At 41.7% G+C, this 22,556-nt stretch carries 21 protein-coding genes and 2 riboswitches; of the genes, 6 read left to right on the top strand and 15 right to left on the bottom strand.

All coding sequences use genetic code 11. From position 1 onward, the window contains the following. Positions 1-6: 6 nt before the first annotated feature. The 3 genes from feoB to thiT form a co-directional block, all read right to left on the bottom strand. On the bottom strand, positions 7-2,016 hold the full coding sequence (feoB, locus tag J7E35_RS17110; protein WP_214781743.1) for a ferrous iron transport protein B: 2,010 nt from the start codon (positions 2,014-2,016) through the stop codon (positions 7-9). Continuing rightward, positions 2,016-2,240, bottom strand: a complete 225-nt coding sequence (locus J7E35_RS17105; RefSeq protein ID WP_214781741.1) for a FeoA family protein — start codon at positions 2,238-2,240, stop codon at positions 2,016-2,018. Before J7E35_RS17105 ends, feoB begins: the two co-directional genes overlap by 1 nt. Positions 2,241-2,508: 268 nt before the next feature. Further along, a complete protein-coding gene (gene thiT, locus J7E35_RS17100) occupies positions 2,509-3,105 on the bottom strand; it encodes an energy-coupled thiamine transporter ThiT (RefSeq protein ID WP_214781739.1) in 597 nt (198 codons plus the stop codon). A 109-nt stretch (positions 3,106-3,214) separates the two neighbouring features. After that, positions 3,215-3,321: riboswitch (TPP riboswitch) on the bottom strand. Positions 3,322-3,579: 258 nt separating this feature from the next. On the opposite strand from thiT, the gene J7E35_RS17095 reads away from it, so the two are divergent. Further along, positions 3,580-4,710, top strand: a complete 1,131-nt coding sequence (locus tag J7E35_RS17095; protein ID WP_214781737.1) for a histidine kinase N-terminal domain-containing protein — start codon at positions 3,580-3,582, stop codon at positions 4,708-4,710. Positions 4,711-4,761: 51 nt separating this feature from the next. On the opposite strand, the gene J7E35_RS17090 is transcribed toward J7E35_RS17095, so the two are convergent. Continuing rightward, positions 4,762-6,036: a dicarboxylate/amino acid:cation symporter gene (locus tag J7E35_RS17090; RefSeq protein ID WP_214781735.1), complete on the bottom strand. Its 1,275-nt coding sequence runs from the start codon at positions 6,034-6,036 to the stop codon at positions 4,762-4,764. Between the two features lie 121 nt (positions 6,037-6,157). Between J7E35_RS17090 and J7E35_RS17085 the strand changes: the two genes are divergently transcribed. After that, positions 6,158-6,718, top strand: coding sequence for a GNAT family N-acetyltransferase (locus J7E35_RS17085; RefSeq protein ID WP_214781733.1), 561 nt, complete (start codon positions 6,158-6,160; stop codon positions 6,716-6,718). Between the two features lie 18 nt (positions 6,719-6,736). Here the strand turns inward: J7E35_RS17085 and J7E35_RS17080 are convergent, their stop codons facing one another. Next, positions 6,737-7,804 (bottom strand): ATP-binding protein, encoded by a 1,068-nt coding sequence (locus J7E35_RS17080; protein ID WP_214781731.1) that lies wholly within the window; start codon positions 7,802-7,804, stop codon positions 6,737-6,739. Positions 7,805-8,305: 501 nt separating this feature from the next. On the opposite strand from J7E35_RS17080, the gene J7E35_RS17075 reads away from it, so the two are divergent. After that, positions 8,306-9,655 carry a hemolysin family protein gene (locus tag J7E35_RS17075; protein ID WP_251009789.1) on the top strand — a complete coding sequence of 450 codons (1,350 nt, stop codon included), beginning with the start codon at positions 8,306-8,308 and terminating at the stop codon, positions 9,653-9,655. A gap of 83 nt (positions 9,656-9,738) precedes the next feature. Here the strand turns inward: J7E35_RS17075 and J7E35_RS17070 are convergent, their stop codons facing one another. The 8 genes from J7E35_RS17070 to J7E35_RS17035 form a co-directional block, all read right to left on the bottom strand. Continuing rightward, entirely contained in the window at positions 9,739-10,695 is a 957-nt protein-coding gene (locus J7E35_RS17070) for a cation diffusion facilitator family transporter (RefSeq protein ID WP_214781727.1), read from the bottom strand. Between the two features lie 157 nt (positions 10,696-10,852). Then, on the bottom strand, positions 10,853-12,649 hold the full coding sequence (locus J7E35_RS17065) for a TIGR04190 family B12-binding domain/radical SAM domain protein (protein WP_214781725.1): 1,797 nt from the start codon (positions 12,647-12,649) through the stop codon (positions 10,853-10,855). Between the two features lie 246 nt (positions 12,650-12,895). Further along, entirely contained in the window at positions 12,896-13,249 is a 354-nt protein-coding gene (locus J7E35_RS17060) for a hypothetical protein (protein ID WP_214781723.1), read from the bottom strand. Between the two features lie 116 nt (positions 13,250-13,365). Continuing rightward, positions 13,366-14,829: a DUF4153 domain-containing protein gene (locus tag J7E35_RS23755; RefSeq protein ID WP_214781721.1), complete on the bottom strand. Its 1,464-nt coding sequence runs from the start codon at positions 14,827-14,829 to the stop codon at positions 13,366-13,368. A gap of 103 nt (positions 14,830-14,932) precedes the next feature. Continuing rightward, a complete protein-coding gene (locus J7E35_RS17050) occupies positions 14,933-15,574 on the bottom strand; it encodes an HAAS signaling domain-containing protein (RefSeq protein WP_214781719.1) in 642 nt (213 codons plus the stop codon). Further along, positions 15,555-15,902: a PadR family transcriptional regulator gene (locus J7E35_RS17045; protein ID WP_214781717.1), complete on the bottom strand. Its 348-nt coding sequence runs from the start codon at positions 15,900-15,902 to the stop codon at positions 15,555-15,557. The genes J7E35_RS17050 and J7E35_RS17045 overlap by 20 nt, the downstream gene beginning before the upstream one ends. A 121-nt stretch (positions 15,903-16,023) precedes the next feature. After that, positions 16,024-16,347, bottom strand: a complete 324-nt coding sequence (gene sugE / locus J7E35_RS17040; protein WP_214781716.1) for a quaternary ammonium compound efflux SMR transporter SugE — start codon at positions 16,345-16,347, stop codon at positions 16,024-16,026. A 129-nt stretch (positions 16,348-16,476) separates the two neighbouring features. After that, positions 16,477-16,575: riboswitch (guanidine-I (ykkC/yxkD leader) on the bottom strand. Between the two features lie 44 nt (positions 16,576-16,619). Then, complete coding sequence (locus J7E35_RS17035) at positions 16,620-18,899, bottom strand: sensor domain-containing protein (RefSeq protein WP_214781714.1); 2,280 nt, start codon at positions 18,897-18,899, stop codon at positions 16,620-16,622. A 10-nt stretch (positions 18,900-18,909) separates the two neighbouring features. On the opposite strand from J7E35_RS17035, the gene J7E35_RS17030 reads away from it, so the two are divergent. After that, positions 18,910-19,047, top strand: coding sequence for a hypothetical protein (locus tag J7E35_RS17030; RefSeq protein WP_214781712.1), 138 nt, complete (start codon positions 18,910-18,912; stop codon positions 19,045-19,047). 368 nt (positions 19,048-19,415) lie between these two features. Then, positions 19,416-20,066: a DUF3939 domain-containing protein gene (locus tag J7E35_RS17025; protein ID WP_214781710.1), complete on the top strand. Its 651-nt coding sequence runs from the start codon at positions 19,416-19,418 to the stop codon at positions 20,064-20,066. A gap of 120 nt (positions 20,067-20,186) precedes the next feature. On the opposite strand, the gene J7E35_RS17020 is transcribed toward J7E35_RS17025, so the two are convergent. Further along, positions 20,187-20,555: a YidH family protein gene (locus J7E35_RS17020; RefSeq protein ID WP_214781708.1), complete on the bottom strand. Its 369-nt coding sequence runs from the start codon at positions 20,553-20,555 to the stop codon at positions 20,187-20,189. A gap of 298 nt (positions 20,556-20,853) precedes the next feature. Between J7E35_RS17020 and J7E35_RS17015 the strand changes: the two genes are divergently transcribed. Continuing rightward, positions 20,854-21,144 (top strand): ArsR/SmtB family transcription factor, encoded by a 291-nt coding sequence (locus J7E35_RS17015; protein ID WP_214781871.1) that lies wholly within the window; start codon positions 20,854-20,856, stop codon positions 21,142-21,144. Between the two features lie 443 nt (positions 21,145-21,587). Here the strand turns inward: J7E35_RS17015 and J7E35_RS17010 are convergent, their stop codons facing one another. Then, positions 21,588-22,511: a cation diffusion facilitator family transporter gene (locus tag J7E35_RS17010; RefSeq protein ID WP_214781706.1), complete on the bottom strand. Its 924-nt coding sequence runs from the start codon at positions 22,509-22,511 to the stop codon at positions 21,588-21,590. Between the last annotated feature and the right edge of the window lie 45 nt (positions 22,512-22,556).

The following is a 22,556-nucleotide window of genomic DNA, read 5'->3' as shown; positions in this document are numbered from 1 at the left end:
CAAGGCTTAGGTTAGTCCTAACAACTTACCGCCTTGATAAATAACCAGAGACAATGCATATGCGATAACCAGGGCATAAGTGATTGAAAAAGCTGTCCAGCGTTTGGAAGCAGTTTCCTTATAAATGGTTGCTACAGTTGCAAGGCAAGGAACGTATAATAGGATGAATGCCATGAAGCTGTATGCAGCTAATGGTGTGTAATGAGCAGCAAGCAAGCCTTGCAGACTAGCTTCATCTGGTACAAAGTAAATGATGTTCATTGTCGAAATAATAGCTTCTTTTGCCAGGAAACCAGTGAAAAGTGAGGCACTGGCCTGCCATGTCCCAAAGCCTATGGGGGCGAATAACGGTGAGAAAATACCTCCAAGAACCGCTAAATAGCTATCATCCATGCTTACATTCACGCCTTCCGGGCCAGCGTAGGCAAGCAGCCAGATCAGGACGGAGCCGGCAAAAATAAATGTTCCTGCCTTCTTCACGAATCCTTTCCCCTTATCCCATGTGCTTCTCCAAAGCGCTCTCGCCTGCGGAAGCCTGTATGGGGGAAGCTCGATGACGAATACAGAAGTTTCACCCTTCAATAAGGTTTTCGAGAATACCTTTGCCAGCAAAAGAGCGATCACTACCCCCAACACATACAAACTCAGAACTACAGTTGCTTTATGTTCTAAAAAAAACGCTCCGACAAACAAGGCGTAAACAGGCAGCCGCGCCGAGCATGACATAAGCGGAGTCAGCAGGATGGTCATCAGCCTTTCCTTCGGTGTCTCAATGGTCCTTGCTGCCATGATGCCAGGTACATTACAGCCAAATCCGATCATCATTGGGATGAATGCCTTTCCATTCAAGCCGACTGATTCCATTAACCGGTCCATAACTAGCGCGACACGAGCCATATAACCTGAATCCTCAAGCAAGGATATGAAGAAGAACAAAATGAAGATTTGCGGCACGAAGACGAGGACTCCCCCTACTCCAGCTACAATCCCATCAAGAACCAGGTCCTTGATGAATGAGGAAGCACCCGCTGCAGTCAGTGCTGCTGTGATACCTGATGTTACTGGTCCGGACAGAAGTGAATCCAAGGCATCAGAGAGCGGGAAGCCAAGCCAGTCAAACGTAAGCATGAACATCATGTACATCAATACAAGAAAAATCGGGATTCCCAGGAATTTATTCGTTACGATCATATCAACCTTCTCTGTCAATGGAATCTTTTTATTTTCCATTGTGGTGGCTGCCTCTGATACTATTTTATCGATCGCTTCACTGCGCTTGCGATGGATGATCTGGTCAAGCGCTTGTTTACTGCCCGAATTTCGCTGTTCGGAAACCGAAACATGGTTGACCAGTGTGTCAAGCTCATCCAGTGAAAGTATTGTTTCCAGGTGATTTTTCACATAGGGGTTGCCTTCAAACAGCTGAAGTGCAAGCCAGCGAACCGGGTGTTCCGTCTTTCCGGCCAGTTTGGTCTCAAGCTCCAGGATGCCCGCTTCAATCGCTTTTCCATAATAAATGAGATTCGACTTCCCGATGCCGATAACTCCGCCAGCCACCAGTTCTGCAAGTTCATTACATCCTTTGCCTGACCTGGCAACAACAGGTGCTACTGCCACGCCCAATGATTGAGACAGTTTAGCAATATCAATTTGAATCCCCCTGTTTTTAGCCACATCCAGCATGTTTAAACCAATAATGACAGGTGCACCGTATTCCAACAGCTGCATAGTAAGGTGAAGATTGCGCCTTAACTGAGAAGCATCCAGGATATTCAGAAGTTTTTCGAATGGTTCATTCAGGAAAAAATTCGTCACAACACCTTCATCTTTAGAAAGTGGATTGAGGGTATACACCCCAGGAAGGTCAATAAGCTGGTCCCTGCCATTTTTTAATAGGCCAACTTTCTTCTCGACCGTTACCCCGCTCCAGTTCCCGACATATTCATAGGAACCTGTTAAGTTATTAAACAATGAAGTTTTTCCAGTGTTGGGGTTGCCAATGAGTGCAATATTCATCATACTCGCTCCACTTCAATCCTTAATGCTTCTTTGCGGCGAATGCCGATGCATTGCCCGCAGGATTCAACCATCACTGGGCCGCCAAAAGGCAGTATGCATTTTACGCACACTTCAGAGCCTTCTGCTATTCCCAAATCAAGCAATCTTCTTCTGACAAATTTGTCAGCACTAGCAATATTCAAGATCCGGCCTTTTTCACCAGTCTTTAATTTACCCAGCATAGCCATCACCTTTTTTTAGATTTAATAGTTATTATGAAACCCTTTGATGATTCATTTTTCTAAATGAGAATGATTATCTTTATTTAACCAGTTGAAGTCGAGTTGCACTGTGACATAAATCACTAAGATTAAGCTTGCAACGTATATTTATTGCAAACTCCATATAATTGACAAAACTTTTACCGAGAATCACTTCATTCCCATTACATACACTTATATGTATAAAACGCGCATAAAAAAAAGGAGAGCTATTCAGCTCCCCTATCTACTACATTTTATTGCTTACAGGTGTCGACTTAACCATTCTCGATGGTGCATAGCCGATGACCAGAATAATGATAATTGCACTTAAAATCATGCTCGGGATCATGTAAGTACCGTTATAGATAATGGAATAAAGCCACGCTGGCTGTCCTTCTGGCGCCCATACACCGAAAAAGATCCAGCCCGAAAAGAAATGAGCGATAAAGCGTAGCAAGCTTCCAATGAAGGTACCAGCGATGATCAAACCAATCCACTTTTTCTTATTCCCACTCTGGATGTTCTCCTTGACCTGCCTTGCAAAAATACCGGCAACTCCCAGCACAGTAAATGCCACCAAATAATCGATGAATCCCTGTACAGGGTGGTATATTTGCGAGAAACCAAGGATGAATTGCAAGAGTCCCAATAGCAGCCCAGTTATTGCGCCGCCCTTTATTCCCCAGCGGAACGCCATCAGGAATACAGGCACCATCGCAATCGACACTGACCCGCCCTGGGGCCAGATTCTTGAAAATAAAAACCCGGAAAATAAATCAAGCAAATAAGCCAGTGCGGAAAATACGGCTATTTCCACTAAAAAGAGAGTTTGTTTTTGTTTCATGTTTTGTTCCTCCTTCTTTTCAGAATGAGGTCCGTTTCTAACACGCCTTTTCTGCTTCAGAAACAAAAAAAGCAATCGTGGGGATCGATATAGGATTCCCAAGATTGCTTTCCTATCGCATCCACATTCCTTCGCTAGTATTAACTAACAGGTTCAAAGGGTAAGAACTCGGCCGCTCACTCTCAGCTGCTTCACGCAGCTCCCCTTGTGGTTATTATTTAGTTTCTACACTATGAATATACTACTTCTTCAATTTAATAACAAGTATAACCTGTCAGCAAACTCTGCACTTCTCAATAAATGTCGATGACACAATAGACAAAACTCTTTCAATGTTGCTAAAAAAATCCTTCTTTTGTCACGTTTTTAGCTATTCGACGCAATTCAGCGGATGTTCTTAATATTCGACAAAGGGATTTAAGATTTTTCCTCGAATCTTTAATACCGAAATGAAAAACTGGGGGACTTAATGAAATGCTGCCAATTACGGATAACCGATTGCTTAGCTTCCTGACTAGTGAAAAAGAAAACCTCATAGCTGACTGGACGGAAAAAATCATCGTCTCAGAAGATGATCCATATAAAGAGAAAATAAGCAGGAACGCTGAGAGAATGTATGCAATCATTCTCTCGGTGTTTTCCAAGACAAGTGAGGAATTGGAAGAACATATTCAGGAGCTTGCTTTCATGGTCGGAGAAGAACGAGTACGTGCTGACATAAACATTGGCGATTTTGTCTATAATGTCAATTCCGGACGCTCCGTTCTATACAAACATCTTCATAAAATGAATATGGAATGGACAGAAATGCAAGAAGCCATCAACTCGATCAATTACTGTTTCGATACCTTTTTGTATTACGCTGTATCTTATTATAATGAACAAAAAAACAAGATCATCGAGGAAAAGAACCAGTTCATAGATTCAACACATAAAGACAGGCTGACATTGCTTGGGCAAATGACGTCTAGCTTCATCCATGAATTCCGCAATCCGCTGACTTCTATTCAGGGCTTCATCCAACTCTTAAGATCTGAACATCAAGATATGAAGTATCTTGATATCATCTCAAGCGAGCTTGAACAACTGAATTTCCGGATTTCGCAATTCTTGCTGCTATCAAAAAAAGAGCTGATTGGAAAAGAAAAAACGCATTTCTCTTTGAATAAAATGATTGATGAGGTTTTAAATTTCCTGTATCCCAGCATCCTTGACACGAATGTCCGGGTGATCAAGGATATAGCCGAGGATATGGATTTGTACGGCTATGCTGATGAAATCAGGCAGGTCCTCATCAACATCATCTTCAATGCCATTGACGTATTGAGCCAGTACCGTGATGATCCACAGATTGAAATAAAAGGATATTTCGTGAATGATACCCATATAAAAATTGAAATTTCGAATAATGGGCCAATCATACCCGACAATTTGTTAAAAACCATCTTTGAGCCATTCGTCACGACCAAAACACTTGGAACCGGACTTGGATTGTTCGTCTGCAGGGAAATCATCGAAAAGCATAAAGGCATACTCGCCTGTTCATCAGAACCTGACAAAACGTCTTTTATCATGCTGCTGCCTTTGACAAAGATCGAAATCTGACATATACCTGAACAACGAGACCCCGCCGGCAACGGCGGGGTCTCTTCTACTTTAATCTAAATATTCAAGTGAGCGGTCGTCCGCCACCTTTTTCACTTTACTTTTCTCAGGCCTTAACGCATGCTTTTTCTCAGATTCAGAGACAATGACCGCACAAGCTGCATCGCCAGTAATATTGACAGCCGTTCGAGCCATATCGAGCAGACGGTCGATGCCAAGTATTAGTCCAATCCCTTCGACTGGCAGGCCTACTGATTGGAGTACCATCGCCAGCATGATCAAACCAACACCTGGAACACCTGCCGTCCCTATACTTGCAAGCACTGCAGTCAGGACAACCGTTAAAAGCTCGGCCATTGTAAGGTCGGCACCGTATACCTGTGCGATGAAGACGGTAGCTACCCCCTGCATGATTGCTGTGCCGTCCATGTTGATTGTCGCTCCAAGAGGCTGCACAAAGCTGCTGACAGATTCAGGAACACGAAGGTTCTTCTGTGCTGTTTCCATTGAAACCGGAAGTGTTGCATTACTGCTCGATGTACCGAAGGCAACACCCATCGCCGGGGAGAATTGCTTGAAGAACCAAAATGGATTTTTCTTACCAATGAAATAGACACCAGATCCATAAGTAATAATCGCATGGACAACGAGAGCCAGAACAACGACGATCATATATACTCCCATCGCCTTGATGGCATCGATTCCCTGACTTCCGATAGCCGTAGCAATTAAACCGAAAGTTCCATAAGGAGCAAACTTCATGACAAGGCCTACCAGATACATCATGATCTCATTACCTTGTTCGACCAGATTTAGTATCCCTTTTGTTTTGTCACCCAGTGCTGTTAAAGCAATCCCGATAAATAGCGCAAACACGATAATTTGCAGCATATTGCCAGCAGTAAGTGCTTCAAACGGGTTCGCTGGAATAAGATTTAAAAAGGTTTCGCTTACCGGAGGGGCCTTTTCAGCCTTGAATTCTGCTCCACTGGTATCAAACTGGCCCATCAAGCCAGGCTTGATTAAAAATGCCAGCGCAAGACCAATTGTAATTGCAATCGCTGTTGTACCTAAAAAAAAGCTTACAGTCTTAAAACCAATCCTCCCAAGTTTCTTGGGGTCACCTAACCCAGCGGTTCCGAGAATAATTGAAAACAGGACAATCGGTACGACAAGCATACTGATTAAATTGATGAATATCTTGCCAAGGGGTGTAAATAGGAATTTATCTAAAACAGTGAACAATTCAGGTGAGAAAATATTGAGGATCAGCCCGGTCATTGCGCCAAGTCCAAGGCCAATCAAAATCTTAGTCGTTAATTTCATAGTCTTCCTCCCAAAAAAAATTAAAAAACAATGTAAAGCTTTATTCCCTCTTTTGGCCGGCTTAAACTACAGCGAACTAAATGGCCAAAACTACCATCAGGAAAAGTTTAAGGAGGTTCCTATGTTAACTTTAAAAGTTGATTCCGAACTTGAACTGCGAATTTTTGAGCCGCGTGAAGCGGGGGAGTTATTCTGGCTTGTGGATTCTAATCGTCGCTATTTGCGGGAGTGGCTTCCCTGGATAGATGGTATTCAAGCTCCCGGTCAATTTTTTTCGGTGATCCAAATGTGGCAGAGAAATTATCAAGAAGGGAGCAGCATTCATTTTGGCATTCGATACAGGGGGATCCTTGCAGGCAGTATAAGCCTGCATGGCATTGACTGGAGCAACTCGCAGGCAAGCATTGGCTACTACACGGCGGAAAAACTGCAAGGAAAAGGCATTACAATTAGATCAGTGAAAGCAGTCATAAACCATGCTTTTTATGAGCTTGGGCTTAACCGCATAGAGATCCGATGCGGCAAGGACAATCATAAAAGCCAGGCCATCCCCAAGAAGCTTGGGTTTTACAAGGAGGGTGTCATACGTGATGGGGAATACTTAAATGGACATTTTCAGGATTTATTTTTATATGGGCTTCTTTCAAAAGAATGGCATAGAAGACATGTACATTATTCTTAAGCACTGGAATCAAGCAAATCAACGGATTGGCAGCTTGATGGTAAATGTTGTCCCTTCACCATTCGATACCACATTGATTTTGCCATTATGTTCTTCAATAATTTTATAGCAGATCATCAAACCCAGTCCGTTCCCATTCTCCTTTGTTGTATAAAAAGGCTTGCCGATCCTGTCCAAATCCTTCGAAGGGATTCCTGAACCCGAATCAGCTATGGCAATAGTCAACTCCTCAACTGATCTGGAAATCGCAACCGTTATTTCACCTGGCAAATCCATCGCATCAATCGCGTTCATCAGCATATTGATCAGCACTTGCTTGATCTTATTCCCATCACAAAGCAACATTCCATCTTCAAGTGTAGATTGCTTGGTTATTTCGACGCACTTTTTTGCTGCCTCAGCCATCAGCAGAGTGATGGCATGATCAACCAAGTCATTTACGTCAAAGGACTTTAAGTCGGATTTATGCGGCTTTGCCATAATCATCAGCTCTTTGGATACTGTCTCCATCCGCTTTATTTCCTCTTCCATGATCGCTAAATAATTGTGATTCAATTCTTTCCCTGACTTCATAAGCTGGATAAAACCTTTCAGGCTTGTCAAAGGGTTTTTGATTTCATGTGCAATACCTGCAGCAAGCTGGCCAACAACATTCAATTTTTCATACTCAAGGATGAAATGCTCTGTTTTGATTTTTGCAGAAACATCACTTGTCACTGAAAATAGTTCAAATGGTTCATTTGTTTCAGGATGCCGAACAACCGAGATTTGTGAATTCACCCAGATATACACTCCGTCTTTTCGCTTAATGCGGTAAGTGAGACTGCATACGTCCTCAGCTTCGGGCATGTCAGCATTCAAGATCCGTTTATAATCCTCGGCGTGAACAAGTAAAGTGTACAGTTTTCCGACTAATTCAGATGGCTCATAGCCGAGCATGGAATAAACGGTTGGTGTAACATATTTGATGAGACCATCCGGAGTTCTCTTGCAAATGAAATCCAGGGATGGACCTACCCAAATTTGTTCATCCGTCTTTTCGGCTTTATGTAACTTTCTTTCCAAACTTGATAAAAGAATACTCATAGACAGCCTCCCTTTTTATAGAAATTTTACTGAATATTTAAACTAATTTCAAACTCTAACTGTTAAAAAAGCCATAAAAAGGGTTTTATTTACATTGGGAAATTTTTCTGACCCTCCTGGAAAAGCATTAAATTGTTAAAATCTGAATTTTCCAATATACTTGAACATAAACTTCATACTTTATGTGTCCGTTTCATACATTGATATCAAACCGTATTAATGTTCCCCTTAATTATTCTTGATATGGTATAATAAAATTTAAATGATAAAGCTGAGGTGGTATGATGGGGCAATCTATCGTATCGAGAATTTAACAGCTGTAAACGCGGAAGGAACAGCATAACAGGATGTTGGCCCTGGCTGATCCAGCCGCACGGAACGGGCCGTTAAAATGTCTTGATGAATGTAATCATTTATTTGCAGCCTGTAACTCCAGGCTTAATTTTCAGTTTACTGGGAGGTGACTCCTTACCCGCAAATCCGCGGGCTAAGGGAACTTATTTGGACATATTTAACTTGGTTTGGATAGCCATTTTAATTGCTTTAACGGCATTTTTTGTCGTCTCAGAATTTGCGATTGTTAAAGTGAGAAGTTCCAGAATCGACCAACTAATAGAGGAAGGCAGCAAAAAAGCTGTGCTCGCAAAAAGAGTCATATCCAATCTGGATGAGTACCTTTCTGCCTGCCAGCTTGGGATCACAATCACTGCTCTGGGAATAGGCTGGCTTGGAGAGCCGGCAATTGCCGATTTGCTAAAACCATTGTTCAACAGCCTGGCTATTTCTGAATCCGTCGGACATGTCTTTTCAGTGGGGATTGCATTCGCGACGATTACGTTCCTGCATGTCGTAGTCGGGGAACTCGCCCCTAAGACTTTAGCGATTCAAAAGGCTGAATGGGTTTCGCTGAATACAGCTGGTCCGCTGATCCTTTTTTACAAGATCATGTATCCATTCATCTGGTTATTGAACGGATCCGCTCGTCTTGCTGTTGGGCTTGTCGGTCTTAAGCCTGCCTCTGAACAGGATTTGGCTCATTCTGAGGAAGAACTTCGCATTATTCTGTCTGAGAGCTTTAAAAGTGGTGAAATCAACCAGTCAGAGTTTAAGTATGTAAATAAAATTTTCGAATTTGACAACCGGATCGCTAAGGAAATCATGGTGCCCCGTACGGAAATCATTTCGTTGTCAATCGAGGATACTCTGGAGAACTTCCTCCAGATTGTAAAGGAAGAGAAATTCACCCGATATCCCGTCATCGACGGAGATAAGGACCACATTGTCGGGCTTGTCAATATCAAGGAAGTCATGACTGATCTGATCCATGACCAGGGGCGCGGAAAAAAAGCGATAGATTCATATATTCGTCCAATCATCCGGGTCATTGACAGCATCCCTATTCACGACCTGCTCGTCAAGATGCAAAAAGAACGCATACACATGGCGATCTTGATGGATGAATATGGCGGAACTTCCGGGCTTGTAACAGTAGAAGATATCCTTGAAGAAATTGTGGGAGAAATTCGCGATGAGTTCGATATGGATGAAGTGCCGATGATTCGCAAAGTCAAAGAAAGTCATTATATCATCGATGCCAAATTGCTAGTCAGTGAGGTAAATGAAATGCTTGCGATTGATATCAACGATGAAGATGTCGATACAATCGGCGGCTGGATGCTTACCGAAAATTATGAAGTCAAGCAGGGCGACGTTGTTTGCTTTGGATCCTATTCGTTCAAGATCATTGAAATGGAAGAGCACCACATTAAATATATTGAAGTAAGTAAACAACCCGAAATCGAAAAGCCAGCGGAAAATTTTTTTATGAACCAGACTGAAGTTGTTTCATAGAAAAACCAATTAGTTCTAGGGCTGTATCATGCTAAAACTAAACAAAAACAGGCAGATACCAAACTCTGCCTGTTTTTTACATTTTACAGTTTCCAATTTTGGACGTCATCCGCTTCGATGATACCCATTATTACATCGTCAACATCTGGATCCGTCAGTACCTTATCCCTGACCCTGAACTTGATATCATCAGCGTCGGCAAGTGTCAGCCCTTTACGGAGTTCCAGATAACTTTCGACATGGTACTGTCTGCCCTCCTGGACAATCCTTAACGTATTGATGTCAATTACATCCGGATCGGATAGAATGAGCCTTGCAATCCTGTTTTCAACCACGTTAGGCGCGGCGACACCAATCAGTCCAACCGTATTTTCATAACCAATCTTCAAAGCAATCCCAATCAGCAGGATGCCAATCAGTAAGGTTCCAATCCCATCAAGTAAATAAAATCCTGTAACATGGGCCATTACAATCGAAACAAGTGCTAACAGTGCACCAAAAGTCGCAATCAAATCTTCATAGAAAACTAGTCTTGTCGGCGGAGCAGCCAGACTGACATTCTTAAATGCATTTCCTACTATTCCGAATCCCTTTGCTTCACTTCTCGTTTCGTGAGCAATTTCCTTCATTGCTTTTATCAAGATTGCCCCATCAACAAGTACTGCGATTATCATAATAATAACATTCAACCACATATTTGAAGAAGCTTTTGGATGCTGGATCAGTTCCCATCCTTTGATTACTGTTTCATATGCCATGATTGAAATGATGATGACAGCCACGAGTACGAACAGGTTTACAACTCTTCCAAATCCGGTCGGAAATCGCTTTGTCGCTTCTTTTTCCGAGATGGCACTGCCGATGAAAACAAAAAATTGATTCAGTGCATCTGCAACCGAATGAAGTGTCGTCGCGAGCATCGTACCACTTCCGCTGATAGCTGCAGCAACCCCTTTGATGATTGCAAGGAAGGTATTCCCAACCGCAGCAATCCCCGAAGATTTATTTCCTCTTTTAAAAAATTCAATCATTGATGACATTTCTCCACCCGCTTTACTAGTTAAATATATTTTCCTTTACCTTTTCACATTTCGTTCTACTTTAAACATTTTTAAGATTAACTTCAGGAACCACTTAGGTAATTAACATGCAAAAGAGCCCCTCAGGATTAGGTCCTTAGGGGCTCTCTTCTAAAATTCACGTCCTGCTTTTAGAGGCTTCTCCAACTCTTTTATTATAGGCATTCCATTTCTGTTTTGCATTGATCAAGATGTCCTCTGCCAACAGCTCTATTCCGATTGCCGTCAGCGAGAAGATATCAGCATAGTGCTTTTTCACTTCCCATTTCAATTCATGCTTACCGCAAATACTGTATTTGTTCACTTCTTCCATTTCCTTGCTAAGAAGTGCTAACTGCTGGTTTTTTTCCTGTTCGGGAAGAGCAACAATTTCATCGATTTTCTCTATATATTCAAGCGACCTGGTGATTTTCTCATTCACCTCATCATGTGTCTTTTGGTCTACAAGGCTGTACTTCAGTTTAAAGGCATTGAGGCTTCTGGCAGATTCATAGGTTGACTTTACAATATCATCCCTGGTCATATAATCTGTTTCAAAGCTGAGCATGTATTTCCATGATGGCTGGGTGATTGCTTTTCTATGGTCCTCAAGTGTATGGCAGAACTTCTTATAGCCATATTTTTCGGGATTTTCAAAAGCCGGGCTTGCCGGGTCCAGGAATGGTGCCAGCGGAGCGACAAAGTATGATAGACGTTTATCCCCTCCACATGCATTATGAATTTCCTCACAAAATTCGACATTGTCAAGGGCGCTTTGATAATCCTGGTGCGGAATGCCAACCATGAAAAATATATCTATCTTCTTGCAGCTATGCTTTAATGCAGCCTGCAGTGTTTCAATGACTTTTGCATTTGTGCAATTAAATTTGCCATTATAACGGCGGATCTTCTCATCATGTGTTTCCAATGTCAATTCAATGCTGTACTTTGGTACAGCCTTCTCAATCTTTTCAAAAAACTCTTCGTTCGCATATTGGAACAACTCGAATACCAGCTCATTTTTCAAGTTGATCTTACTGAGCCTTTCAAAAAACTCATCCACATATTCCTTTCCCGCTTGGCGGATATCATGAAGAATGAAAATCGGAGCCCTGCTGAAGCGCTGGATGAAAAGAATGTCCTCTACTAGTTTAGCAGGCGAGCGTTTTGCCAGGACTTTACGATTGCAGTTATCCTTGTATGATTGCTTCGAGCCCCCGCAAATCAAGCAGCCCTGGGTGCAGCCTTTTGCCGTGAGAATCGCGGTATTAGGGTATTGAAGCCATCCATTATAGGGGAGCGGGTCCAGGAAATTCTTATACTTGAAGACCGACTTGATCGTATATCGATAGCCCGGTATATCAAATTCATCCAGGCTGTCAGGAACATGGCTTAACGGGTTGTATACTGGAGTGTCTCCGTCCTTCCAAGTAAGGTTTGGAATCCCGCCCTGATGATGGGTTCCATTTTTCAAATGGTTGATCAAAAGGAGCATTAATTTTTCAGTTGAATCACCCCTCATGACAAAATCAATGAATGGATATTCTATTAATTCTTTATGGTAATAGGTTGCAGATAAACCGCCAAAAACCATAGGAGTTTCCGGGTGAAGGTTTTTCACAATTTTCGCAAGTTCGATACTTCCATGAGCATGCGGCAGCCAGTGAAGGTCAATTCCAAAAGCCCGTGTCTTGATCTTTTTTAATTTCTTTTCGACATCAAAGTTTTCATCCATCAACATTCGATTAGCGATATTAATAATTTTCACGCGCAAGCCCTGGCGTTCTAAATATTCCGCAATGCTTGTCAGGCCAATAGGATACATTTCGAATACTGGAGAGGATGGAACGACGTCACTGATCGGGCCTACCAGCAGCGCATTTTTCCTGAAATCATAAACACTTGGCGCATGAAGAAGGACTAAATCGTATTTCAAAGGACTCACCTCAAATAAAATATATACTATTAATCTGCCTAATAAAGGCAATGTATGAGTACACATTAATCATAACTTCCAAATACTTCGTCTTAGTCCCGCAAAGTGAAATTTTTTGTGAACAACTTAACATAACTGCTTCAAAAAGCCTCCAGACCCTTATAAATAAAGAGATTGAGAGTTTATGAAAGTTTTGTGGAAGCATTATATAAAAAAAGAGACTGCACGATCGCAATCTCTAAAAAACTATTTTTCTTGCTGGACCATCAGGATTTCTTCCTCGACCCTGCCCAATTTTAAAAGATGGGAATCAAGGCGTTTGTGGATCGTGGTGAATTCTGTATTGTTTTTCATTGCTGCTTTGCTTAGCAATTCTTTTAACATGTTTTCGATTTTTGCACTTTGTGCTTCTTCCATTCTTTCAAGTGCGTCTTTAATGTCTGTTATATCGATCTGGTTTGATGTTACGCGATGCTCAATGCTATCGACTTTTTCGAGTCGGCCGAGTCTTTTTTCTATGTTTTCGGTCCTTTTATTCAATGAGTCAATCGAACTTTCAATACCTTTTAAGAGATTGATGATTTCAGATATCCCTTCCATTTCACATGGCTCCCCTTTATTTGGCTTAAGGTTATTTTATCATCATTATTCACATTGATATGTTACAAAACTAGTAACAAAGACGCCTTTGTTTTCATTTTTGCCATATTTCATTGTTACTGCATCTCCAGTTCCATTAACGCTTTTTCAGCGTTTCTTCTGGCCATATTTATCGTATTCCAGCTTTCTTCTGAATCCAGGAATTCTTGCCTCCTTTGCAGCAGCAAGTCCGTGAGACCTGGGTGGTCTGGATTAAGCTTATATAGCTCCACCAGTCCCTCCACTCCTTCATAAGACAGTGAGTTCAGATAGTAAATATCTATTTTTCCGGTTTCTGAATAACGCTCCAAATTACGGTCAACAACATACCGGTCAAGCTGGACTGTGTTGATCAATGTATAAAAAATGATGGCAGATATGATGTAAAAGCGGACTAGTGAGAGCCTTTCCATCCATATTCTCATAAAGGAGTAGCACAATATCACCAGCAGGAAAACCATGAAAGAATGGGCCAGTACCCTGGCAAAAGTGAATCCATAAGCCTCTTCATACATGAACAGGCGTATAAAAGCTGAATACAGCATCACTCCGCTAAAGATGACGAGCAGAGAAAGAAGAGAGCGAATAGCCAGCGTCATAAATTTGGAAGCTTTATCAACATACGAAACAATAGCGGATATGATCAACAAATTCAACATGGTCACAAAAAGAAGTTCAAAGAATCCTCTGCGTGCAAATTCAGCATACGTAAATCCTGCCTTTAGAGTCTCACTGAAAAAGTATTGGAATTGTACAATGACAAACAACAGATACACGATATTCAATAAAGTAAGCACTGTCAGGCTGATCACGCTGTCCCATGCCATCTTATCTTTTGGCTCCTGGGATTTTGCAGGCAGCGGCTGCTTATTCCTTAGCACCTGGAATAGTCCAAAGATTGACAATGCATAAATAGTGACCGCAATCGTCCGCAGCACTTCTTCCTCTATCTTCAATCCCAAAAGCCAGCGAGGGAAGGCGCCTAATAGGTTTCCGAACTGCTGGTCAGCAGAGACAAGCAGATTGACGATAACAAACAATAGCGGGATTGAAATAGCCATGCCGATCAATACTTTTCGGATCGTTGCACTCTTGCTTTCTTCAAGCCCTCTGACTGCCAATTTAGCCGCATTCATTAAAAACTTGTAAACATAGGCAATTGCTGCTCCTACTGTCAAAAAGAGATTTTGGACGAACGGCCATCTATGCCATTGATTATGAAGCGGATAAGTAATAAGCACAAGCTGGATAAGGACCATCACTGGAATCACCAGGAAGTTCAATACATATAAAATCATATTCGAATGAAGAAAAAAGCTGGTTGAAAGGAGCCATATTGAAGCAACCATCAAAAGTCCAAGCCTTTTATTGGTGAAGGCAAATGAACGATACCTCCAGAAGAACACACCATAAAACACAGTAATAAACACAGGATAGGATAGGCCAATTTTCCCATTCAAGAAAGACCTTTCAGCCAGGATCCCCAGAGCAAGACAAACCAGGAAAAACATCCAGTCACCTTTTTTCATTTTCACTTCCACTTGACTCTCTCCTCTCACCTAGAATAACTAGGTATATATTCAAAAAATATATTCACCTTATAATTCTATGTACATAGAAATTCTATGTACTATGACAAAAAAATTAGATGGAAGCCCTTTTCCCCCATCTATATCCAACCCAACATATTGGATACAATAGTGCTGTAAACAAAATACAAATAAAAATGAATGCGGGGCTTAGGAGCGGCTGGAACCAATCATGCGGAATCAGGTTGAACAAAGTCAAGTTCATAAGAATGATGTTCGGCAGAATGGAGAGAATGAACGTCTTTTTCATCAATCTCCTGCCCTTATGGCCAAAGCCTTTGCCTATTTCATATCCAAGCAGTATCCAAAAGAAGAGGTAAAGCAAAATGATCACAGCTGGTATCGACGTCAGGCTTTTCCACGCCATGTCAATGAAAGGGAAATCAAAAAGATTATGAACCAGGGTCAGGATGGTGCCGCCAACGAAGAATATCAGGTTGGCCAAAATAAAAACCCATTGAGTTTTTATTGAGGTCGTTGACAGTTCTTCCTTCCAGCTATCTGCAATCTCTTCCGGAGTCCCCAACCTTGCATAAAGTTCAGTGCTAATATCCGCCTCTTCTCTTTCACTGCCATTGAACTCTTCAAGCATTTCTGTGATATGGATATCATATTCAGCTAAAATTTGTTCTTTGTCCGTATGCTTCCCCAGGTGCCTGCCAAGCTCGTTGAGGAATTCAGTCTTTAACTGGATCATTTTTCGGTCTCCTGATCACTTTGTTCATGACATTGACGAACTGTTGCCATTCTTCCGTTTTCACTATAAGGACTTCCCTGCCCTCATCAGTAATCCGGTAATACTTCCTTGCCGGGCCTTTTTCCTGCTCCTGCCAGTAAAATTCAATGTATCCCTGCTTTTCAAGCTTATGCAATGCCGGGTAAAGGGTTCCTTCTTTTACCTGCAGGCTGTGGTCACTGCGCTTATCCAGTTCTTTCACTAGCTCGTAACCATACATATCCCGTTCATTCAACAACTGGAGCAGCACAAGCGATGTGCTCCCTTTTAAAAGTTCACGATTAAACATCCTATCACCTACCTAGTAATAAAAGGTACCTACCGGCATCATAATATATATTGGTGAAAATTTCAAATTAAATTTCAAAAAGCAGACTGTACTTTTCTGCTAGCCTACTTCCTGAATATGATTAATTGCTTCCGGATGTTGCTTTCAGGCCGATGATCCCAACCAGAATGAAGGCAACGAACATCAGTCTCATCAGGCTACGCGGCTCTCCAAACAAAACTATCCCTAGAATGACTGCCCCTGCAGCTCCAATTCCAGTCCAGATTGCATATGCAGTACCGATTGGCAAAGTTTTGACTGCCATAGACAAAAAATAAAAGCTTATGGCCATCCCGACCAAGGTGATCAACGATGGAACTGCTTTGGTGAAACCTTCTGTATACTTCAGGCCAATGGCCCAAACGACTTCAAATATACCGGCGATAACTAAATAAAACCAAGCCATACTTCTTACCCCTTTCATTTTAAAGTGCAGGCGACGGAGCTTGATTAAGAAAACTTCATGGGATTATCCGCAACTCAATAACCATATAAATATCTTAACCATAAAAAAACCGGGAGATATCACATAGATATCTCCCGGGTTTTTATCCCTCCGTGTACACAGGCAATTCCTGTGCGCCCTCTCTCGGACCAGTCCAGCAAAAGCTGCGGAACCCTAGAGGACTTTTCATAAAAGAATAGTAACATAATCAGCACAGTCAGTCAAAAAGGCCGTCATGTCTCCTGAAGTTCCCTGTTCATCATCGTTTCATATTCATTGGATGGCAATGGCGGTGAGTAAAAATATCCCTGGACTTCGTGGCAGCCCAGTGATTTTAACAGGTCAATCTGAGATTCCGTTTCTACCCCCTCGGCAATCACCTTTAACTTTAGGTTCGTTGCCATAGAGACAATCGTGGATATGATTTCACGGTTTTCCTGGGAGTGTGAAATGAAGCTCTGGTCAATTTTCAAACGATCGACCGAAAGCTTACTTAAATAACTCAATGAACTGTATCCCGTGCCAAAATCATCAATGCTGACCTCGATTCCAATCTCCCTTAAAGCCTGGAGCTGTGCGTTGATGCTATCTTCCTTCTTAATCATGATACTTTCAGTTACTTCGATTTCAATCAATTCACCATAAAGTCCATATTCTTTAAGTGTTTGCCTCATGAATTTCACGAAATCCTCCTGGTAAAAATGGATGATCGAGATATTGATCGAAGTGCGGGGAACTTCAAAACCCTGACCCTTCCATTGTACAAGCTGACTGAACACTTTCCTGATGATCAATCTCTCGAGAGGTACGATCAAGTTCGCTTCCTCTGCAATCGGAATGAACACACCTGGAGGAATCATTCCATGGCGAGCATGCTTCCACCTTGCCAGTGCTTCAGCCCCTGTTATTTCATTTGTTGCTGCATTGTACTTAGGCTGGTAAAAAACCGTGAGAGAATCACTATTTATAGCGTTCCGCAATTCATTCTCAAGTTCAAACTTATTCAGGTTATGGTCCACCATGCTTTGGTCAAAAAACTGAAAGTGGTTCGCACCGTTTTCTTTTGCCTTATACATTGCCATATCAGCAAACTTCAGCAATAATCCAAGATTATCCGTATCTTCTGGATACCTTGAGATCCCAATACTAGCCGTGATCAGGAATTCCATTCCCTCCGCAAAAAGCGGACTCTGGAATGCATGCACAATCTTTTTGGCAACTCCGTCTGGCTTATTCCCTCCAGTAACAAGAATCGCGAATTCATCTCCGCCTATTCTTGCAACAAGGCATTCCTCCGGGACAACTTCTGAGAGCTTCCTGCCGATCTCAACCAAAATCTTATCACCAAATGAATGCCCAAATGTATCATTGATTCTTTTAAAACGATCAAAATCAAGATAGATCAAGGAAAACCCTTCATCCTTAATAAATTGCACTGCCATGACTTTCTCTAAATTCCGTCTGTTAGGCAAATTAGTCAGTTCATCATGATATGCAAGATACTCAATCATTTTGTCTGCTTTTTTCTGTTCTGTTATGTCCCTGACTATTCCAAAGACACCAACTGTTGTATTTTTAACGATGATTCTCACCGCTGTGATTCTTACGTCGGCATAAGTTGAATCCGCCCTTATCAGAGTGGTTTCAATCAATTTCGTCTCACCGCTGAGCACTTTCATGAAATATTTCCTTATTTTCTTTTCTTCCTCGCTGCCCCCAATCAAATCAATGAAATGGAGACCCGCTAATTCATTGGCCATATAGCCTGTCAGCTCAACTGCCTTTTTATTGACACTTAAAATATAACCTTGTAAGTCGACCCTGAATACAGAATCAGGGTTATGGGTAAACAAGGATAAATGAGACTGGACGTTCTTCATGATCAGTTTTTCGCCAAATAGGTCCGGTACGAGCATGAATAATAAATTTGCTGTGGCCATATAAACGAACGGCGCCAGGTAGGAATGTATGCCGCTTCCATCTGTAACGTTCATCATCGAAGTCAGGACGATATACGGGATACCTCCCATTGCCATGCCGCCAAGGACACTGCCTGTATACTTATACTTTTTTACAAACTCATAAATATCCTCGTTGGTAATCTGCATCAAAAACCTGATGAACGAAAATGAAGTGACCAATATCATTAAAAAGGAGATAATGGATAAAATCGGCTGAACTTTGATAGCTTCCCTGAAGATTATATAGAATGCCGTATATTCAGCCCCCATGATGCTGGCAGCTATTAATAGACTAGTGAATACGTACTGAGCAGTATTCGCAATATCCCTTTGCGCCAGACTCAAAGCTGCGTATGATCCAATTCCGCAAATGCCAAAAAATATCATAAAAAATAAATAAATATTGCTTGTCGAAAATGGAACGCCTGCAGAAATAATCACAAAAAGATGTGTCAGCAAGAATGTGAGAGCCAAAAGAAGCGAATACAGGACCATTTTACGTCTTTTTCTATTAACCGTCTTTTTGATTTGCCTGCTGAATTCAACTGCCATTATGGACGAAATGATTAAAAAAACGACGGTCAAAGCTATATTATTCAAGTCAAATATGTACATATGGGGAATATCCATCCTGCCCCTCGTTTCTGTCTGGTTTATTTGCCTTTATGAAATAGCTGATACATGCAAGCCAGTCGCATGACAATTTTCGGGAAAAAGATTGAAGCTTTCTAAATATTATACAATATTCAGCCATATAATCGACCTGTTTCGAATCTTATTTTCATAATATTCAAAACAGAACCATACCAATCATGAAGAGAATTTAATATAATATAGGTAGAAACTGATCCGCCTTTTTATCCCATCCCGCCCCCTGCTTCAATCGCCCGGTTGAACTCTTCCCACAATAGCACAAAAGGACAGACTCTTACTTTTATATCGGCAAAACCAGCGTTATCTTAAGTCCAGTCTCTTTATAAGCCTTCACACAAATAATGTGACTCCTGTAATGGTTAATGGATTATGGAGTAGCAATGGCAGTTTCTGCCTTTGAAAGGAGGGATTAAGATGCAAACGGAGAAAGACAAGAGCAGCAGCAGACACTTATTTTCTGAAACAGCCGGCATAAAAGTTACAACTGCATTCGTCTGGCTAATCATCGGTTGGCTATTAGACCTCATGTTCGATTTATTTCCGTATTTAACTATATTGAGTTCCACTGCAGGATTGGTCCAATTTATTATTTTCTATGCCAGGGTTAAAAAAAAGTCGAAGGAAACCACCTGGCCAATCATTGAGGCAAGCGTTGACCAGATAAAAAAAGCAGTACGCACGTATTCAGAACATCTTCCCAAGGGCGTTTACCGAACTATTCTTGTCAAGGAAGACAACAGGATCGATATGGAACAACTTGCCCCCCTCCTGAAAGGAATTCCATCACGAAACTTTTATATGTCAAAGGAAACATACGATATTTTCACTGAGGAAGAAAAAAATCTAGCAATAACGATTGATAAAGTCCAAAAGGCAGTAGATCTTTATGTTAAAGAGCATAAGGAGTACCCAATGCTTCCCTATGACCCACTGCATAGAGTGAACTATTATCAGCTGTTGAATGCCCACTGCCTCGATATCCAGCCGGAAATTGAGCTATATATCACCAATTACGATGGTCTCATAACTCATAAAAAACCAGAGAAAAACAGCACCGGCAATTGAGGGTAACGATGCTCTGCCTGGTTTCCGCTGATGGTCTTAAAGATTCCCTTTGTCTGCAAGCACCTCGTAAGGAGAAGCCCGGTCCATAAGGGAACAAGTCAAACTGGCAATAAAGCCACGTCAAAATAAAATGCTGATTAAATAAATACCAAGTAACAGAAAGATCAAAAAAATGATCCCTGTAGAAATTTTTATCAGGTTACTGGCTGATTCGAATGTTTGCCTGTTGATATTTTTTCGTACCGAGAAATAATGTGTTGTCGCAAAGAACAGGATTATCAAACCAATCAACAAAGAAAAGATGCTGACAAAAACAGCAATCGTGTCTGCAGCCGGGCTTACAGACCTGATGTTATTAAAATGCAAACTTGATGCCAGAAAACCAATCCCGATTATGGCGATTGAGGTCCGGACCCAGGCAAGGTAGGTACGCTCATTTGCAAGGTGCTGCTGGATATATTTTGATTCATGTGTATTGTTCTCGTCCACCTCTTCACCTACTTCCTGCCTCTATTAACTATAAGTTTATCACCCGAGCCTCAAAGATTCCTGTTCATTTGCTCAGTCACCATCTATCTTTATTTGCATGTTCTATATTTCCACCTCTACAGGAATAGTTATTCATCCTAATATTGAGAGGCTGGATTACTCGTTTAGATGCTGAAAGACTCTATATCAAAAACAGAAATCTCGTCTGTTTTTACAGCCGTGATTTTTCTTTCATAAGGTATAATATAGATGAAGGAGGCTGATTAACTTGGAAGAAAAGAAAAAGAACACGCATGAAATGGATTTGGATGAGGAAACATTATTCATGGTTTCCCAGACCTTCAAAGCCCTTTCAGATCCCACGAGACTCAGAATCCTCCATCTGCTGCTACAGGGGGAACATTCGGTTAATGAGATAGCAGAAAAGCTTTCTTTGCTGCAATCGACCGTTTCACATCAGCTGCGCTTTTTAAAGAATCTCAGGCTCGTCAAATTCAGGAGAGAAGGCACTTCGCTCTATTATACCCATGATGACGAACATGTCATCGATCTGTTAAAGCAAAGCATAGAACATGCCAGCCATCATTGATGGGTATGCCCATCTATATTGGCTGGCATGTTTTTTTGATGGCTCTTTTCGTTAGGCTCTTTTCTCAAACTTTGTTGCTATTGACTACAAAATAGGATTGAATGACCTATTTTTCCTCGCAAAGTAGACTTTTTTGTGAGAAAAGAGCATCTCAACTTAATACCGCCCTGCAAAATGGCTTTATATTACGTTAAAATCGGCTTTAGGATTTTAACAACAATCTTTACGAAAACAGCCTTTCGTAAACTTTATTGCTTTCTCAACCAAAAATAAAAACCGGCGCCTGGGTTTTCACGAGTATAAAATGCCATCCATATCAGGAATCATCTCGAAAAGAGCCAGACACCTTCTTTAGCGCGATTCTAGAACATTTACGATAGCAACAATCATTGCGATAACAGCATTTTAATGTTTTTATTCCATCGTGATATGGTACTGTTTAATCAATTGCAAGGTCCATGGGCGCATGGGCATCCGTGTTCCTCCCCTTCTACCTGAAGTGTACTATGATCAATCCCGAAGCGGTCATGCAACAGCTTCTGGGCTTTGTGAAGCACTCTGTCATGCGCTCCTTCGCCTTTGACGGCAATATGCCCGCTAAGCATCAGCACGCCTGAAGTAATCGACCAGATGTGGACATCATGCACATCCTTCACTTCGGGAATCTTCATTATTTCATCTTTCACTTCGTTCACTTTAATCTGCTCCGGTGTGCCTTCCATCAGTACATGAAAGCTCTCCTTCATCACTCTCCAGCCGCTGATGATGATCAGAATCGCAACGGCTACGCTCGCGATGGGATCTGCAAGTCCCCAGCCAAAGAAGTATATCAGCAATGCTGCTGTGATTGCCCCAACCGAGCCAAGCATATCTCCCAACACGTGAAGGAAAGCGCTTCTTACATTCAAGTTTTCATCCTTGTCTCCACTCATCAAAATCCACGCGGCAATGATATTGACAATCAGCCCAATAACGGAAATCGTCAGCATTCCTATGCTTTGAACTTGCGGAGGATCTGTAAAACGATGGTATGCTTCAACAAATATATAAATTGAAATAATAATCAAGGTAAGCCCGTTTAAAGCTGCTGCGATGATTTCGAATCTTTTATAACCATACGTCTTTGATTGTGTGGCCTTTCTTTCGCCAAGCTTCATCGCGAACAAGCTCAAACCAAGTGCAGCTGCATCGCTCAGCATATGGCCCGCGTCGGAAAGCAAAGCAAGGCTGTTGGTGATGACCCCGCCAATCACCTCAATAACCATGAAAGCTGCAATTATGAGAAAAGCCCAGAATAAAGCTCTTTTATTGTTTGTATGGGCATGGCCGTGGCTGTGACTGTGCCCATGCGAATGATTATGTCCCATATGATCCCTCCCCGCCTTATATATGAATATATGGTCATATATATA

The organism is Bacillus sp. ISL-45 (genome assembly GCF_018613195.1).
In the GTDB taxonomy this organism is placed as follows: Bacteria; Bacillota; Bacilli; order Bacillales; family Cytobacillaceae; genus Mesobacillus.
The sequence above is the reverse complement of the archived record's forward strand: the minus strand, read 5'-3'. Positions and strand labels throughout refer to the sequence as shown.